Origin of the sequence: Streptomyces sp. NPDC001410 (genome assembly GCF_042895235.1) — a bacterium.
Taxonomy (GTDB): domain Bacteria; phylum Actinomycetota; class Actinomycetes; order Streptomycetales; family Streptomycetaceae; genus Streptomyces.
The window spans coordinates 242,098-256,861 of the sequence record NZ_JBIAWE010000002.1 but is presented as its reverse complement, the minus strand read 5'-3'; the positions used below and the strand labels follow the sequence as shown (position 1 = coordinate 256,861).

At 73.3% G+C, this 14,764-nt stretch carries 13 protein-coding genes and 1 tRNA gene; 9 read left to right on the top strand and 5 right to left on the bottom strand.

Translation table 11 applies throughout. The features are described 5' to 3' along the window. The 6 genes from ACFY3C_RS04695 (at position 1) to ACFY3C_RS04670 (ending at position 5,325) form a co-directional block, all read left to right on the top strand. Positions 1-1,140 (top strand): hypothetical protein, encoded by a 1,140-nt coding sequence (locus ACFY3C_RS04695; protein WP_386580314.1) that lies wholly within the window; start codon positions 1-3, stop codon positions 1,138-1,140. Then, on the top strand, positions 1,131-2,729 hold the full coding sequence (locus ACFY3C_RS04690; protein WP_390769686.1) for a hypothetical protein: 1,599 nt from the start codon (positions 1,131-1,133) through the stop codon (positions 2,727-2,729). Before ACFY3C_RS04695 ends, ACFY3C_RS04690 begins: the two co-directional genes overlap by 10 nt. After that, the gene (locus ACFY3C_RS04685) at positions 2,726-4,063 is read left to right on the top strand and encodes an AAA domain-containing protein (RefSeq protein WP_390769685.1); all 1,338 of its coding nucleotides are present in this window, start codon (positions 2,726-2,728) and stop codon (positions 4,061-4,063) included. Before ACFY3C_RS04690 ends, ACFY3C_RS04685 begins: the two co-directional genes overlap by 4 nt. A 122-nt stretch (positions 4,064-4,185) precedes the next feature. Beyond that, a complete protein-coding gene (locus ACFY3C_RS04680; RefSeq protein ID WP_386580200.1) occupies positions 4,186-4,557 on the top strand; it encodes a hypothetical protein in 372 nt (123 codons plus the stop codon). A gap of 113 nt (positions 4,558-4,670) precedes the next feature. Beyond that, complete coding sequence (locus ACFY3C_RS04675; RefSeq protein WP_386580202.1) at positions 4,671-5,261, top strand: bifunctional DNA primase/polymerase; 591 nt, start codon at positions 4,671-4,673, stop codon at positions 5,259-5,261. Continuing rightward, positions 5,252-5,325: transfer RNA gene (locus ACFY3C_RS04670), tRNA-Lys, on the top strand. The genes ACFY3C_RS04675 and ACFY3C_RS04670 overlap by 10 nt, the downstream gene beginning before the upstream one ends. 179 nt (positions 5,326-5,504) lie before the next feature. Here ACFY3C_RS04670 and ACFY3C_RS04665 read toward each other — a convergent pair. Next, entirely contained in the window at positions 5,505-6,719 is a 1,215-nt protein-coding gene (locus tag ACFY3C_RS04665; RefSeq protein ID WP_390769931.1) for a M6 family metalloprotease domain-containing protein, read from the bottom strand. 365 nt (positions 6,720-7,084) lie between these two features. Between ACFY3C_RS04665 and ACFY3C_RS04660 the strand changes: the two genes are divergently transcribed. Next, positions 7,085-8,899 carry a putative bifunctional diguanylate cyclase/phosphodiesterase gene (locus ACFY3C_RS04660; protein ID WP_386580204.1) on the top strand — a complete coding sequence of 605 codons (1,815 nt, stop codon included), beginning with the start codon at positions 7,085-7,087 and terminating at the stop codon, positions 8,897-8,899. Here the strand turns inward: ACFY3C_RS04660 and ACFY3C_RS04655 are convergent. The 3 genes from ACFY3C_RS04655 to ACFY3C_RS04645 form a co-directional block, all read right to left on the bottom strand. Further along, complete coding sequence (locus ACFY3C_RS04655) at positions 8,878-9,966, bottom strand: LLM class flavin-dependent oxidoreductase (RefSeq protein WP_386580207.1); 1,089 nt, start codon at positions 9,964-9,966, stop codon at positions 8,878-8,880. The genes ACFY3C_RS04660 and ACFY3C_RS04655 overlap by 22 nt on opposite strands. Before the next feature lie 176 nt (positions 9,967-10,142). Further along, positions 10,143-10,880: a decarboxylase gene (locus ACFY3C_RS04650; protein WP_386580209.1), complete on the bottom strand. Its 738-nt coding sequence runs from the start codon at positions 10,878-10,880 to the stop codon at positions 10,143-10,145. Further along, complete coding sequence (locus ACFY3C_RS04645) at positions 10,877-11,674, bottom strand: decarboxylase (protein WP_390769684.1); 798 nt, start codon at positions 11,672-11,674, stop codon at positions 10,877-10,879. The genes ACFY3C_RS04650 and ACFY3C_RS04645 overlap by 4 nt, the downstream gene beginning before the upstream one ends. Before the next feature lie 130 nt (positions 11,675-11,804). Between ACFY3C_RS04645 and ACFY3C_RS04640 the strand changes: the two genes are divergently transcribed. Both ACFY3C_RS04640 and ACFY3C_RS04635 read left to right on the top strand, forming a co-directional pair. Further along, on the top strand, positions 11,805-12,758 hold the full coding sequence (locus ACFY3C_RS04640; protein ID WP_390769683.1) for a D-2-hydroxyacid dehydrogenase: 954 nt from the start codon (positions 11,805-11,807) through the stop codon (positions 12,756-12,758). A gap of 16 nt (positions 12,759-12,774) precedes the next feature. Further along, positions 12,775-14,163, top strand: a complete 1,389-nt coding sequence (locus tag ACFY3C_RS04635) for an amidase (RefSeq protein WP_390769682.1) — start codon at positions 12,775-12,777, stop codon at positions 14,161-14,163. Here ACFY3C_RS04635 and ACFY3C_RS04630 read toward each other — a convergent pair. Then, positions 14,144-14,638, bottom strand: coding sequence for a DUF3830 family protein (locus ACFY3C_RS04630; protein WP_386580217.1), 495 nt, complete (start codon positions 14,636-14,638; stop codon positions 14,144-14,146). The genes ACFY3C_RS04635 and ACFY3C_RS04630 overlap by 20 nt on opposite strands. Positions 14,639-14,764: the final 126 nt, after the last annotated feature.

Here is a 14,764-nt window from a genome sequence, read left to right as displayed (position 1 = left end):
CTGCGCGGCCCCGACGTACCGGCCAAGGCCCTGGACGCGCGCGCCCTCGCGGCGCTCGCCGCGAACCCCGGGTGCCGCAGGCGGGCGATCCTGGACGGCGCCGGAGTGGACAAGGCGGCGCTGGCGAGCGCGCTCGGCGCGCCCTCCGGTTTCGGGCAGTCGCAGTTCGCGCTGACCCGGGGCAACGCGTTCGAGGCACGGGTGAAGGCGGACGGCGGCGCCGAGCTGCTGCGGCTGGTCCACGCCCGGCTGGATCCGGGCGCCGAGCCGCCCGCCACCGCGGCCGTCCCCGACCTGACCGCGCACGGCCCCGAGGGGCGTACGGCCCGTACGGCACTGGCGCTGCGCGAGGCCGTGGCGGCGGGCGGCTGGACGCTGCTCGACCACCCGATGCTGGCGCTGGACGTGGCGGGCTCGCTCGCGTTTCTGGAGCCGGACGCGGTGGTCGTGCACCCGGACGGCAGCTGGACCGTCGTGGAGATCAAGTCCTTCCCCATGCTGGACGGTTCGGCCGACCCGGCGAAGGTGGGCGCGGCCGCCCGGCAGGCGGCGGTGTACGTGCTGGCCCTGGAGGAGGTCGCGGCCCGTCTCGGCGCGGAGCCGGAGCTGGAGCCGGAGCCGGCCGAAGCGCCCGCCCGGGAAGGCGTCCCGGCCCCTCGGGTACGGCACCGGGTGCTGCTGGTGTGCCCCAAGGACTTCTCCAACCTGGCCACGGCCTCCGCCGTGGATGTGCGCAAGCAGCGCGCGGTCACCGCCCGCCAGCTGGCCCGGCTCACCCGTGTCGAGGAGATCGCCGACGCCCTGCCCGAGGGCGTGTGCTTCGCACCGGACCGCCCGGCCGAGGAGCTGACGGCGGCCGTCGGGGCGGTCCCGGCGACGTACGCACCCGAGTGCCTGTCGGCCTGCGAACTGGCCTTCCACTGCCGGGAACGCTCTCGCGCGGCAGATGCCGTGACCCGTCTCGGCCGCCCCCTGCGGGCCGAACTGGGCGGCCTGACCACGGTCGAGGACGTTCTCGCGGCGGCACGCGGCGACAGCGGCGACCCCGACGACCCGGCGGTGGCCGCCCTGCGCCGGGCGGCGACCCTGCGCGCGGAGGCACTGGCCACGGCCGGCCTGGCGGTGGCCCCGTGTCCCTGATCGCCACCCTGGCCCGGCTCGAGGCCGTCAGCACCGGACGCGCCCAGCCGGCCGCGACCGTCCGCCACCGGCACCTGTCCGAGCGCCCCCTGGTGTTCGTGCCGCTCACCACCGCCGGTGAGGCCGGCGCCCCGCTCGGCGCGCTGGTCGGCACCGACCGGGACGCGCCCCGGCTGCTGGTCGTGCCCCAGCCCCGCGACCGTGACCTGCGGTTCGCGTTCCTCGCCGAGCTGGCCGACGTCGTCCTGCCGTACCTCGACTCCTACGCCGAAGACGTCGAGGCGGCCGAGCGGGGCGAGACCGACCCGGAGACCGGCAAGCGGGTCAAGGTCGAGGTCGAGCTGTGCACGGACGCGCCCCAGCTGATCGTGCCGAGCCGCGCGGGCCTGGACTTCGTACGGCTGCTCGGCCGCTCCATGCGCTTTCGCCGCACCGCCGAGCAGGACCCGGAGACGCCTCACCCCGCTCCGCCCCGCATCCCCCTGCTGGGCCGCTGGCTCACCCACTACGGAGAGCGGGCTCGCGTACCCGGCTCCTCGCTGCTCCTGGCCCTGACCGACGTGCTGTCCCGGCACTGGGCGACCGGCCAGTCCAGCCTGGAGGACCAGCACCTGGGCGCGCTGCTCGCCTGGATCGACCCTCCCGGGGGCGGCTCCGGTGCCGAGGCGGCTCACCACGCCGAACTCGCGCGCGACGCCGGCGGCCAGCTGCTCTGCCCGCCGGCCGGCCCGGCCACCGACCCGGCGTTCGACAACAAGCTCCTGGCCCCGGCCATCGAGCGCTACGACCGCGCGCGCGGTGCGCTGGCCGCCGCCGAGGACGCCCTGGAGGCCGACGACCGGCTGGCCGCGCTCACCGCGGCCGAGCGGGAGATCCGCGACCTGGTCGAGAGCCGCACCCGGCCCACCTGGGACGCGGTGTGGCGGGGCCTGGACCTGCTGCGGGCGCTGCCCGAGGGCGCGCACGCCGAGGAGCGCTGGACCCGGGACCGCTGGTCGTTCACCGGCCACCGGGACCGGGTCGTGGCGGGCGAGCCCCCGCAGCCGCGCCGCGACGACGCGGTGACGGCGGCGAACAAGCTGGCCACGCGCGAGCGTGAGCAGGCCCGGCTGGAGGCGCAGGAGGCGCTGGACGACCCGCTGGTGATGGCCGGGCGACGGCTGGCCGGGGAGGCCTTCGCGGGCGAGGTGACCGATGTCGTCATGGCGTACAGCGAGGGCAAGCGGCCGAGCCCGCGCCCGCTGGTGACGGTCCGCACGGACGACCGGCCGCATCTGGCGGAGCGCGCGAAGGTCTACCGCTCGCTGGGCGGCAAGCCGCAGGCAGCGGAGTTCGTCGGGTACGAGGGCTCCGCGGACGAGGGTGTGCTCGTCCTGCGGATCGTGGACAAGATGGGCCGGGGCAAGGAGCCCGAGCCCGGTTCGGTGCCGGAGAAGGGCGACGCGCTCTGCTTCACCGTCTTCGAGCACGAGCAGCGCGGCGGCGCGAAGCTGCCCGACCCGGAGGAGACCCCGTGGACGCACGGCGGCCCGCCGGGCGAGGCCGTGCCGGAAGCCCCCGACACCGTGACCGAGGAGGATGTCCTGTGACGTCGGTCGACTTCGACCCCGGAGCCGCTGCCGCCCGCGCCACCGACGCGATCCTCCACGACACCCTGCAGGGCTCCGAGCGGGGTGTGGTCGTCGACTCCCCGCCAGGCGCCGGCAAGTCCACCCTGGTGGTCCGCGCGGCCCTGGAACTCGCCGAGGCCGGGCGCCCGTTGATGGTGGTCGCGCAGACGAACGCCCAGGTGGACGACCTGGTGCTGCGGCTCGCCGAGAAGAACCCCGAGCTGCCGGTCGGCCGGCTGCACAGCAGCGACACGGACCCCTACGACAAGGCACTGGACGACCTGCCGCAGGTCCGCACGTCAGCGAAGGCGGCCGAGCTGACCGGCCTCCCGGTCGTCCTGTCCACGGCCGCGAAGTGGGCGCACGTCAAGGTGGACGAGCCGTGGCGGCACGCGATCGTCGACGAGGCGTACCAGATGCGCTCGGACTCCCTGCTGGCCGTGGCCGGGCTGTTCGAGCGGGCGCTGTTCGTGGGCGACCCGGGCCAGCTGGACCCGTTCGCGATCGTCGGCAGCGAGCAGTGGGCGGGCCTGTCGTACGACCCCTCGGCCTCGGCGGTCACCACCCTGCTGGCGCACAACCCGGGCCTGCCCCAGCACCGGCTCCCGGTCTCCTGGCGCCTCCCGGCCTCCGCGGCCCCGCTGGTCTCGGACGCCTTCTACCCGTACACCCGGTTCCGCAGCGGCACCGGCCCCGACGACCGCCGGCTCGCCTTCGCCGTCCCCTCCGACGGCTCGGGCCCGGACCGGGTGATCGACGAGGCGGCGGAATCCGGCTGGGGCCTGCTGGAGCTGCCGGCCCGGCACACCCCGCGCACCGACCCGGAGGCGGTCCGGGCGGTGGCGACAGTCGTACGACGCCTGCTGGAGCGTGCGGGCGCGGCCGTCTCGGAACGCTCCCCGGCCCCCTCCCCGCTCACCCCCGACCGCGTCGCCGTCGGCACGGCCCACCGCGACCAGGCGGCGGCGGTCCGCTCGGCGCTCGCGGAGCTGGGCGTCACGGACGTCACCGTCGACACGGCCAACCGTCTCCAGGGCCGCGAGTACGACGTCACGGTCGTCCTCCACCCCCTCTCCGGCCGCCCCGACGCCACCGCCTTCCACCTGGAGACCGGCCGCCTGTGCGTCCTGGCCTCCCGCCACCGCCACGCCTGCATCGTGGTCTGCCGCGCGGGAGTCGGCGACCTCCTGGACGACTACCCGTCCACGGAACCGGTCCAGCTGGGAACGCTGGTGAAGTTTCCTGACGGCTGGGAGGCGAATCACGCGGTTCTGGCGCACTTGGCGGAACATCGAGTGAGCTGGCGGCCTTGAGTGTCTTGGTGTGTGCGTGGGACTTCCGGCGGCTCTGAGGTCCCCTTGCGCTCGCGCGAGACAATGGAGGGTGGCCCGCCCGTCGGCGGGGCCCACCGAAGCGTACGAGGAGGAGACGAGACATGGCGGAGCCCACGCCGCGTCGGCATGAACCGCGGCTACGCCCCGCGCCCCTGATCTTCGAGCCCGCGGAGGCGGCCTCCGATCCCGAGCACTTCTTCGACCTGGAGTCGATGGAGGATCCGGGCGCGCTGCTGGCGCGGGCGACGGAGCTGGCCCTGGCCTTCCAGGCGGCGGCCGACCGGGCCGTGGAGTTCCAGGCCGTCGCGGCGGCCCAGCTCGCCGACCCGGGCCGGTTCGACCGGCTGACCCCGGCGGACATCGCCGCGCGGGCGGAGTGGACCGAGGACTACGCGAAGAAGATGGTGGAGTTCGGGCGGGACCTGCTGCGCGGCGCCGACACGGAGGGCCGCAGCCCCGTCGACCCGGTCTAGCCCACACGGCTGGCATATGCCAGGCGGGCAAGATACTCCTCCCCGCCCGATCCTGTCCCGGTTTTCCGCAACCCAGGAGAACCGGGTACTCACGGCCGGTACATGTAGTCGGCATGAGCTGCACACCGCATGTCACCTGTGCCACCGCCGACGGAGCCGCGTGGCTGGCCTCGGCAGGAACGTATCCGCGAAGCACGCTCGCCCTGTGGCGGGAACGCCCGAACGCCCCGCTGGTCCTCCCGTGCGGCGCCGTCTTCGACGTGGTGAGCGCCCCGGCGGTCTTCGGGCGCCGGATGCTGGACCGCTTATGGGACGAGGGGCCGGGGTCCGGCCCGGTCGCGGTGTTCCGGGGCCGCATGCTGCTGTTCACCGCCCCGGGCACGGCCCACCGACTGCCCTCGCTGCTGAGCTGGGAGGAGTGGGGGTCCCACCGCACGGAGGCGGTACCGCCACTGCTCTGCCACGGCACGGGAGACGCGGTGACCGTCCCCGCCCTGTCCGTCTCCGCCCTGTCCGACGACGCCTCCCCCACCCCCGGTGGCTCGCGCTGGCTGGTCGCGCCGGACACCCGTCACCCCTGGCTGCCGGGCCCCGAGGTCCTGCTCTGGGCGGCCGTACGGGCGGCCCGCGCGGCCGTACGGATATCGATTTTTCCTCCCGCCGACCAGGATGCTAAGGTCTACGACGTCAGCAGGCGCCGCTAGCTCAGTTGGTTAGAGCAGCTGACTCTTAATCAGCGGGTCCGGGGTTCGAGTCCCTGGCGGCGCACAATGACGATGGCGAGGCGTGTTCGCAGAAAGCGCGAACCTCCTCGCCATCTCTGTTTCTGCGCGGCTTCGCCGCGCGTTGTGGGGGCTCCGCCACCCACACCCCCCGGACGACAGCGGGTCGGTTCGAAAGAATCCGGCCCGCTGTTTTCGTATACACGAGCGCCGCACACGACGGGATCAGCCTTCCAGCCCCGGTGTGATCTTCACCGTCCACGCCCCGGACGCCGTCCGCCCCTCCACCTCCACCTTCACGCCCTCCCCTGGCACCGTGAAGCTCTCCCCGAGGGAGACCGGGGCGTCGGCCAGGGGCGGGTAGACCGAGTTCTCCCAGCACGCCTCGGTGCGCGGGTGGGCGTCCACCACCTCGACCGGACCGCCGCCGGACGCCGTGCCACCGCGCACCCGGTAGACCAGGACACCCTGCCGGCAGCCCGCGCGGTCATTGCCCGCCGGACCGCGCGCCTCGAAGGCCAGGACACTGTCCGCGCCGGTGCGCACCACCGCCAGTTTCGCGCCATGGCCGAGGCCGAAGGCCGGGGCACCGGCCGTGCCCTGTACCGGGATGCCGGGGCCCGCGGCCAGCGGCTCCAGGGTCAGCCGGGTCGGCCCGGCACCCCGCACGCACACCACCTGGCGCGGATCCAGCCAGCCCAGCTTCCACTTGTGCCAGGCGAACAGGTCCGGGGACAGCCCGAACTGGCTGCCCATCAGGTCCCAGTCGCCGACGTAGGTGTCCCAGTCGCCCTTGCCGTCGACCGGGCGGTGATAGAGGTCGGGGAGGTCGAAGACGTGGCCGGTCTCGTGGGCGAGGACCAGCCGGTCCGGCGGATGCTTCTCGAACACCGTGACGACTCGCCGCACGTCCGTGCCGTCCACGTGCGTGGGGGTGTCGAGGTTGACGACCTTCGTCGCGTCCGAGTCGACGCCGGGCGCGTCCGGGTCGGCGACGAAGTAGACGACGTGGTAGCGGGAGAAGTCGACCTCCCGGTCGGCTGCGGCGAACGCGTCGCGCAGATAGGCGGCGCGGTCATCGGCGCTCCAGTCGCGCTTCATGGCGTACGAGGTCGACGGCTGCGGCATGCGCAGCCAGTGGCCGAGCGGGTGCGGGCGCAGCGTGAACCGGCCGTACGAGGCCTGTTCGAAGAAGCGGCTGGTGGCCGGGAAGTGGTCGGCGGTCAGCTCGGCGGGGGTGGAGCGGGGGGTGGCGTCCGGGAAGGAGAGGAAGATCATGACGGCGTCGAGCGCGCCGGTCGGGCGGGTGTATTCGGGGTTCCAGCTGTCCACGCCCTCCGAGTGGTGGGCCTCGCTGCGGTGCAGGGCACAGGGGACCGTCGAGAAGGGTTCGGCGACCGACGGGCCGGTGAGGATCGAGGTCGCGGCGAGCGCCGACATCGTGGTGAACACGGCGGCGGTGCTGCGCAGCTTGGGCACGAAAGGACCTCCGGACGCGGTTCGCGGGACACCGAATCCAGATTGTGGGAATTTGTTGCCGTACGTCCTGTTCGCCTGAACCAGAAGGGTGAGTACGCCCATTTGGGCGCCGGAGTGCATCGACGGCCGACACCCCGAAACACTCACGGAACGTCACAACTGGTCGGGGGCCTGTAGAACCCGTCCAGGTGCGGGCAGAAACGATCTGTCAGAACCTGTGGTCTGTCCGGGACACTGGAGAGTGGCTGGAAGGCCTGAGGACCAGCCTCTATGATCGGCACACTTTCCGGCACGGACAGAGATCGAGTGCACTGCGGGAGCGAGCGGTGAGCGGAACGTCCGAAGGGCCGACGCCCGCGGCAGACCTCGACCGGTCAGCCGTCACAGACAGTGACCACAACACCTATCGCCGTGTCTTCGCGGCGGCGCCGCTCGCCATGGCCGTCGTCGACCGCGAAGGTCTCGTCGTCAGCGCCAACCCCGCGCTCGGCGGCCTGCTCGGCGCCGACCCGGACGGGCTGACCGGACGGGTCGCCGCCGATCTGGTGGACCTGGCCGCGGACGCCCGCACCTGGCACGCCTACCGCGAGGTCCTGCGCGGCCGGCAGGCCCGGCTGCGCTGCACCCGCCGACTGAAGCATCCCGAGGGGCACTCGGTGTGGGTGCAGGTCACCGTCGCCCCGCTGACCGGTGGCGAGCCCGGCGTCCTCGTGTCGGTCGCCGACATCGGCGCCCGCCACGAACTCCAGGCCCGGCTGCGGCACTTGCAGATGCACGACCCGGTGACCCGGCTGCCCAACCGCACCCTGTTCTTCGAGCGCCTGACGGCCGCGCTGGAGGCGGAGTCGTACGAGCAGAGCGGCACCGGCCGGATCGGTCTGTGCTACCTGGACCTGGACGGCTTCAAGGCCGTCAACGACACCCTCGGCCACCGCATCGGCGACCGGCTGCTCTCGGCCGTGGCCGAGCGGCTGACCCTGGTCGCCGAGGAGACCGGGTACGCCCGCGCCGGCACCCCCCTGGTGGCCCGGCTCGGCGGCGACGAATTCGCCCTGCTGGTCGAGGACTCCACCGGCACCGAGCAGCTCGCCGACCTCGCCGAGTCCGCGCTGAAGGCCCTGGAGGCACCCTTCGACCTGGCCGGACAGCGGCTGTCGCTGACCGCGTCCATCGGGGTCGTGGAACGGCACGCGGCCGGTACGACCGCCACGGGTCTGATGCAGGCGGCCGACACGACGCTGTACTGGGCGAAGGCGGACGGCAAGGCCCGCTGGACCCTGTTCGACCCCGAGCGCAACGCGCACCTGGTCACCCGCCAGGCCCTCTCCTCCACCCTGCGCCCCGCCATCGAGCGCGGTGAGTTCGCCCTCGAGTACCAGCCGTTGGTGGGCATGGAGGACGGCCGGCTGAGCGGGGTCGAGGCGTTGGTCCGCTGGAATCATCCTCAGTTCGGCGTACTGGCGCCGAATCGGTTCATCGGATTGGCGGAGGAGGACGGCTCGATCGTGCAGCTGGGCCGCTGGGCACTGGCGACCGCCTGCCGGCAGGCCCGCCGCTGGCAGGTGGACCACCCCGACGAGCCGCCCATCTTCGTCAGCGTGAACGTGGCCGTACGCCAGGTGTGGGACTCCGATCTGGTGGCGGACGTGGCCCGGACCCTCGCCGAGACCGGGCTCGCCCCGCACCTGCTCCAGCTGGAACTGACCGAGTCGGCCGTGATGGGGTCCTCGGGCCGCCCGCTCCAGGCCCTGCAGGCCCTCAGCGACATGGGCGTCCGTATCGCCATCGACGACTTCGGCACCGGCTACTCGAACCTGGCCTACCTGAGCCGGCTGCCGGTGTCGGTGCTGAAGCTGGACGGCTCCTTCGTGCGCGGCTTCCAGTACGAGGGCGACAAGAGCACGGTGGCCGTGCCGCCCAACCCCGCCGACGAGGTGATCGTGGAGGCGATGATCCAGCTGGCCCACCGCCTCGGCCTGACCGTCACCGCGGAGTGCGTGGAGACCTCGGCGCAGGCCACGCGGCTGCGCCGGATCGGCTGCGACACCGGGCAGGGCTGGCTGTACTCCCGTCCGGTGCCGCCGGATCGTATCTCCGAGCTGCTGGGCGACCAGGCGGCCTACGCGGTGGGCAAGCCGTAGGCGTCGGCGATCAGTTCGTAGGAGCGCAGCCGCAGCTCGCCGCGGTGGGCGTGCGAGGTGAGCATCAACTCGTCGGCGCCGGTGCGCTTGTGCAGGTCGTCGAGGCCCGAGCGGACCTCGTCCGCCGTGCCGTGCACGATGTTGCCGGTCCAGGAGGCGACGAAGTCCTCCTCCATCGGGCCGAACTCGTACTTCTCGGCGTCGGCCGGGTCAGGGAACAGGCCCGGGCGGCCGGTGCGCAGCCGGAGCATGTTCAGCGCGGCGGCCCGCACCTGCCGGCCGGCCTCCCGCTCGTCGTCCGTGGCGAGGGCGGAGACACCGATGAGGGCGTACGGCTCGGCCAGCACCTCGGAGGGCCGGAAGGTCTGCCGGTACAGGTCGAGGGCCGGGATGGTGTTCTGCGCGGAGAAGTGGTGCGCGAAGGCGAAGGGCAGCCCGAGGAGACCGGCCAGGCGGGCGCTGAAGCCGGAGGAGCCGAGCAGCCAGATCGGCGGCCGGTGCGCGGACTGGACACCGCCGGGGCTGCTGCCCTGCACCGGGCCCGGGATCGCGTGGATGCGCCGGTAGGGATGCCCGTCGGGGAAGTCGTCGTCCAGGAAGCGGGTGAGTTCGGCCAGCTGCTGCGGGAAGTCGTCGGCGCCCTCGCCCAGGGTGTCGGTGCGGCGGAGCGCGGCGGCGGTGGCCCCGTCCGTGCCGGGCGCCCGGCCGAGCCCCAGGTCGATCCGCCCCGGCGCCATCGCCTCCAGCGTGCCGAACTGCTCGGCGATCACCAGGGGCGCATGGTTGGGCAGCATGACGCCGCCCGAGCCGAGCCGGATGCGGTCGGTGTGGGCGGCGAGGTGGGCGAGGATCACGGCGGGCGAGGAGGAGGCGACGCCGGGCATGGAGTGGTGCTCGGCCACCCAGTACCGGTGGAAACCGCGCGACTCGGCGAACCGGGACAGCTCCACGCTGGTGCGCAGCGCGTCGGTGGCGGTACTGCCCGCGCCGACGGTCACCAGGTCCAGTACGGAGAGGGGGACGGGGGCGGTCCCGTGCGTCGTGCCCCGGATCTCGTCTGCCGACACGGTGTGAGCCTCCTGTTGTGGCCGTTGGCTGTCCTGCAGGCAAGTAACAGGAGGCTGTCCCCGCTTATTCCTGAGGGGGTACTTTCCAGCCGACCGAGACGGGTGGCGGGTGGGAAACGGGGTCCAGGGGCGGAGCCCCTGGCGGGGTCTGGGGCGGAGCCCCAGGGGTCAGCCGCTCAGACCTGCACGATCGGCTCGCGGGTGAACAGCTTCCCCAGCCGCGGCGCGTTCACCCGGCGATCGGCCAGCCGCAGCCCCTCCCACACCGACACCTGGTTCGCCGTGAGCACCGGCTTGGACAGCGCCTTCTCCAGCAGGCCGATGAATGCGGCCGTGTGCAACGCCGTGTCCGGCAGCAACACCGCCTCCGCGCCGGAGGCGTCCGCGTCCGCCGCCCGCGCCAGCGTCAGCACCTCCTCCTGCCCCCACGTCCCGACCTCCGCCGCCGTGACGATCCCGGACGACCGCACCGAGACCACCTCCAGCCCCCCGGCCCGCAGGAAGTCCGCGAACAGCGCGGTCACCTCCTCCGGGTAGGTCGCGCCCACGGCGACCCGTCGTACCCCCAGCTCCCGGGCCGCGTGCACGAAGGCGAAGGACGTCGAGGAGGCCGGCATCCCGGCCAGCCGGGCCAGCGCCCGCACCTGCTCCTGGGCGCCCTCCCAGCCGTACACGAAGCTGCCGCTGGTGCACGCCCACACCACCGTCTCGGCGCCGGTCAGCCGCAGCTCCGCCACGCCGGCGGCGAGCCGCTCCGCCGAGCCCATCTCGCGCAGCGCGTCCACCCGGTGTGCGTCCACGCCGATGTCGGTGTGGACCAGATCCACCCGGATGTCGCTGCCCAGGAGCTGCTCGATGCGCGGATAGTCGTCCTCGCCGGAGTGGCCCGGGTAGAGGAGTCCGAGTGCTGTCATGACGGCCCTTCTTGGTGTTCCTGCGTTTCTTCCGGCAGTACGGGCCATTCCCGCGCGGCCTCGTCCAGCAGCGCCTGATAGGGCCCCACGGCTCGGGTACCCAGTCGGCGCAGCGCCGCCCACATCGTGACCTGGTTGGCCGACAGCACGGGGATGCGCAGCTCGGCCTCCAGCTGCGGGATGACGTCGTACGTCGGAAGGTTGGTGCAGGAGATGAACAGCGCGTCGGCGGCGCCGGGGCGGACCGCGGCGCGGGCCATGGCGACCACGTCCCGGTACGGCACCTGCCAGATGTGCCGGGTCAGCCCCATGAAGGCGCAGCCGGTCACCCGTACGCCGGATTCGGCGACGTACTCCTGAAGGGCCTGGGTGACGGACACCGTGTACGGGGTGACGAGGGCGACCCGGCGGACCCGCAGCTCCGCCAGGGCCTCCAGCAGGGCGCCCGAGGTGGTGACCACGGGCAGGGCGCCGCCGGCCCTGCCCATCTGCGCGCACATCGCCCGCTCGCCCGCGATCCCGCCGACGAAGCTGCCGGAGGTGCAGGCGTAGGCGACGACCTCGGGGGAGACGGCGATCAGCGCGCGCACCGCCTCGCCGAGGGTCTGGTGCTCGCTGACCAGCCGGGCCAGGTCCAGGCTCACCTCGACCGGCACGAACGGGGTCCGGGTCAGATGCAGCGACACCTCGTCGGGCACCCAGCGCCACAGCTCCCGGTCGAGGGCGAAGTCGAAGGGGGCCACCACCCCGACACCGCGCTGGGGGCGGGGACCGCCGAGAAAGGAGATGTCCATGGCAAGACACCCGCCTCACACTGGGAGGACACGAGGGGCAACGGTCGGTGAGGCCGTCCGTGTTGACGAAGGTAGGTTCCGGTGCGAGCGTGGTCAATCCGCGCATGTCAGACGCCCGGAGCGGCCCCGAATGACGCTGACCCTGCCCACCCTGCTCGTCCTGGACGCCGACCCGCCACCGCGGCTCGGCCGCCTCACCGGGCGTGCCCGGGTCGTGCACACCGACGCGGCCCATCTCGCCGGGCGGCTGCCGGAGGCGGACGTGCTGCTGGTGTGGGACTTCACCTCGCACGCCGTACGGGAGGCCTGGCCCGGGGCGGGGCCGCGGCCGCGCTGGGTGCACACGGCCAGCGCGGGTGTGGACCATCTGATGTGCCCGGAACTCGCCGCCTCCGAGACGGTGGTGACCAATGCGCGCGGGGTCTTCGACCAGCCGATCGCCGAGTACGTGGCCGCGCTGGTGCTGGCGGTCGCCAAGGATCTGCCGCGCACGCTGGAGCTGCAGCGGGAGCGGACCTGGCACCACCGGGAGACCCGGCGGGTGGCGGGCACGCGCGCGTGCGTGGTCGGCTCCGGGCCGATCGGCCGGGCGATCGCGCGCACGCTGAAGGCCCTGGACGTGACGACGGCGCTGGTCGGACGGGTCCCGCGGACCGGAGTGCACGGCCCGGGCGATCTTGACCGGCTGCTCTCCCGCGCGGACTGGGTGATCGCCGCCGCCCCGCTGACCGAGCAGACGTACGGCATGTTCGACGCCCACCGGTTCGGCGTGATGCAGCCCTCGACGGTCTTCGTGAACGTCGGCCGCGGGCCGCTGGTCGACGAGGACGCGCTCGCCGAGGCGCTGCGGCGGCGCTGGATCGCGGGCGCCGCCCTGGACGTGTTCGCCGCCGAACCCCTGCCCGGGGACAGCCCGTTGTGGGGGCTGCCGGGTCTGATCGTCTCCCCGCACATGAGCGGCGACACGGTCGGGTGGCGCGATGAACTCGGCATCCAGTTCGTGGAGTTGTACGAGCGGTGGGCCGCGGGCAGATCCCTGGTGAACGTGGTCGACAAGAAGCGCGGCTACGTCCCCGGTCACTGAACCACCAGGAGGGTGCATGCAGCTCACCGACCTGACCGCCGTACAACTCCTCGACGGGTACCGCAAGGGCGAGTTCAGTCCCGTGGAGGCGACCGAACAGGCCCTGCAGCGGGCGCGGCGGATCCAGCCGGAGGTGAACGCGTTCGTGCGCCTCACCGAACAGGACGCGCTCGCGCGGGCGCGGGAGTCGGCGGAGCGCTGGCGGCGCGGCGAGCCGGCCGGGCTGCTGGACGGGGTGCCGGTGACCGTGAAGGACATCCTGCTGCTGCGCGGCCACCCCACCCTGCGCGGCTCGAAGACCGTGTCCGAGCAGGGCCGTTGGGATGAGGACGCGCCCTCGGTCGCCCGGCTGCGTGAGCACGGCGCGGTCTTCCTCGGCAAGACCACGACTCCCGAGTTCGGCTGGAAGGCCGTCACCGACTCCCCACTGACCGGCGTGACCCGCAACCCCTACGATCCCTCCCGCACCGCGGGCGGCTCCAGCGGCGGCAGCGCGGCGGCCGTCGCACTCGGCGCGGGCCCGCTGTCGCTGGGCACGGACGGCGGCGGCAGCATCCGCATCCCGGCCGCGTTCTGCGGGATCTTCGGCCTCAAACCGACATACGGCAGGGTGCCCCTGTACCCGGCGAGCGCGTTCGGCACGCTGTCGCACGTCGGCCCGATGACCCGGGACGCGGCGGACGCGGCACTGATGATGGACGTCGTCGCCGCCCCCGACACCCGCGACTGGTCGGCGCTGGACCCGCCGCCGGAGTCGTTCACCGCGGGCCTGGACCAGGGCGTGCGCGGGCTGCGGGTGGCGTACTCGCCGACCCTGGGCGGGCAGGTGGCCGTCCGCCCGGCGGTCGCCGCGGCCGTACGGCGGGCGGTGGCCGGACTCGCGGACCTCGGCGCCTACGTCGAGGAGACCGACCCGGACTTCAGCGAGCCGGTGGACGCCTTCCACACCCTGTGGTTCAGCGGCGCGGCCCGGCTCACCCAGAGCTTCTCGCCGCACCGGCGGCAGCTGCTCGACCCCGGCCTGCGCGAGATCTGCGCCCAGGGCGCCCGGTACAGCGCGCTGGACTACCTGGCCGCGGTGGACGTCCGCATGGACCTGGGCCGCCGGATGGGCCGCTTCCACGAGCGCTACGACCTGCTGGTCACACCCACCCTGCCCATCACCGCCTTCGAGGCCGGCGAGGAGGTGCCCCCGAAGTCCGGCCTGCGGCGCTGGACGGGCTGGACGCCGTTCACCTACCCCTTCAACCTCACCCAGCAGCCCGCGGCGACGGTCCCCGTGGGCACCGACGGCGACGGACTGCCGGTCGGGATGCAGATCGTCGCGGCCCGGCACCGGGACGACCTGGTGCTACGGGCTGCACACGCCCTCTACGAGGAGGGGCTCACGCTCTCCGAAAACTGAGCGTCTCCCCCGCCGCCCCACTGCGCCACAGGTCGTTGCAGGCCTCGGCCATCTCCTCCAGTCCGGCCACGACCTGGCCCCAGACGATCCCGGGCACCCAGCCCACGTCCCCGTTGAGCAGCAGGTTGTTGCGCTCGTAGAACAGGGCCAGGTCGACCACGGTGGCGTCGGGGCGGACCTCGCGGTCATAGCCGTAGGCCTTCATGCCCAGTTCGGTGCCGGCGAAGGAGAAGTAGCAGAGGTCGCCGGGGATCGGGGTGACCGTGGGGTTCTCCAGCGGGGGTTCCGTCGCGGCGAACGGCGGGAAGAGGGCGTAGATCTCGTTGCGCGCGTACTTCGCGTGGTAGACGTCGCCGCTCAGGGGCAGCGCGTCCCACACCGCGGCACAGGTGAGCGGTGCCCGGTCGTCGAGCAGCCGTGCCGTGCAGCGGACTCCGCGCCGGTCGAGCGCCACTTCGACATGACGGTCTGACATTCCCTCTCCTCACGTCTTTGCGGGTGGCGTCTTTGCGGGTGCGTCTGCCCGGTCCGCCGCGGCTCAAGCGCGTCGTACACGCCGGTGATGGGACCCGGAACAGGAGCGCGTACATCACGGTTGCAT

Bases quoted from the DNA above. Each gene is read 5' to 3' on its own strand.
- ACFY3C_RS04680 (WP_386580200.1), top strand. From the start codon at position 4,186: ATGGCGGAGCCCACGCCGCGTCGGCATGAACCGCGGCTACGCCCCGCG.
- ACFY3C_RS04630 (WP_386580217.1), bottom strand. From the start codon at position 14,638: ATGTCAGACCGTCATGTCGAAGTGGCGCTCGACCGGCGCGGAGTCCGC.
- ACFY3C_RS04640 (WP_390769683.1), top strand. From the start codon at position 11,805: ATGACGCTGACCCTGCCCACCCTGCTCGTCCTGGACGCCGACCCGCCA.
- ACFY3C_RS04675 (WP_386580202.1), top strand. From the start codon at position 4,671: ATGAGCTGCACACCGCATGTCACCTGTGCCACCGCCGACGGAGCCGCG.
- ACFY3C_RS04665 (WP_390769931.1), bottom strand. From the start codon at position 6,719: ATGTCGGCGCTCGCCGCGACCTCGATCCTCACCGGCCCGTCGGTCGCC.
- ACFY3C_RS04635 (WP_390769682.1), top strand. From the start codon at position 12,775: ATGCAGCTCACCGACCTGACCGCCGTACAACTCCTCGACGGGTACCGC.
- ACFY3C_RS04650 (WP_386580209.1), bottom strand. From the start codon at position 10,880: ATGACAGCACTCGGACTCCTCTACCCGGGCCACTCCGGCGAGGACGAC.
- ACFY3C_RS04645 (WP_390769684.1), bottom strand. From the start codon at position 11,674: ATGGACATCTCCTTTCTCGGCGGTCCCCGCCCCCAGCGCGGTGTCGGG.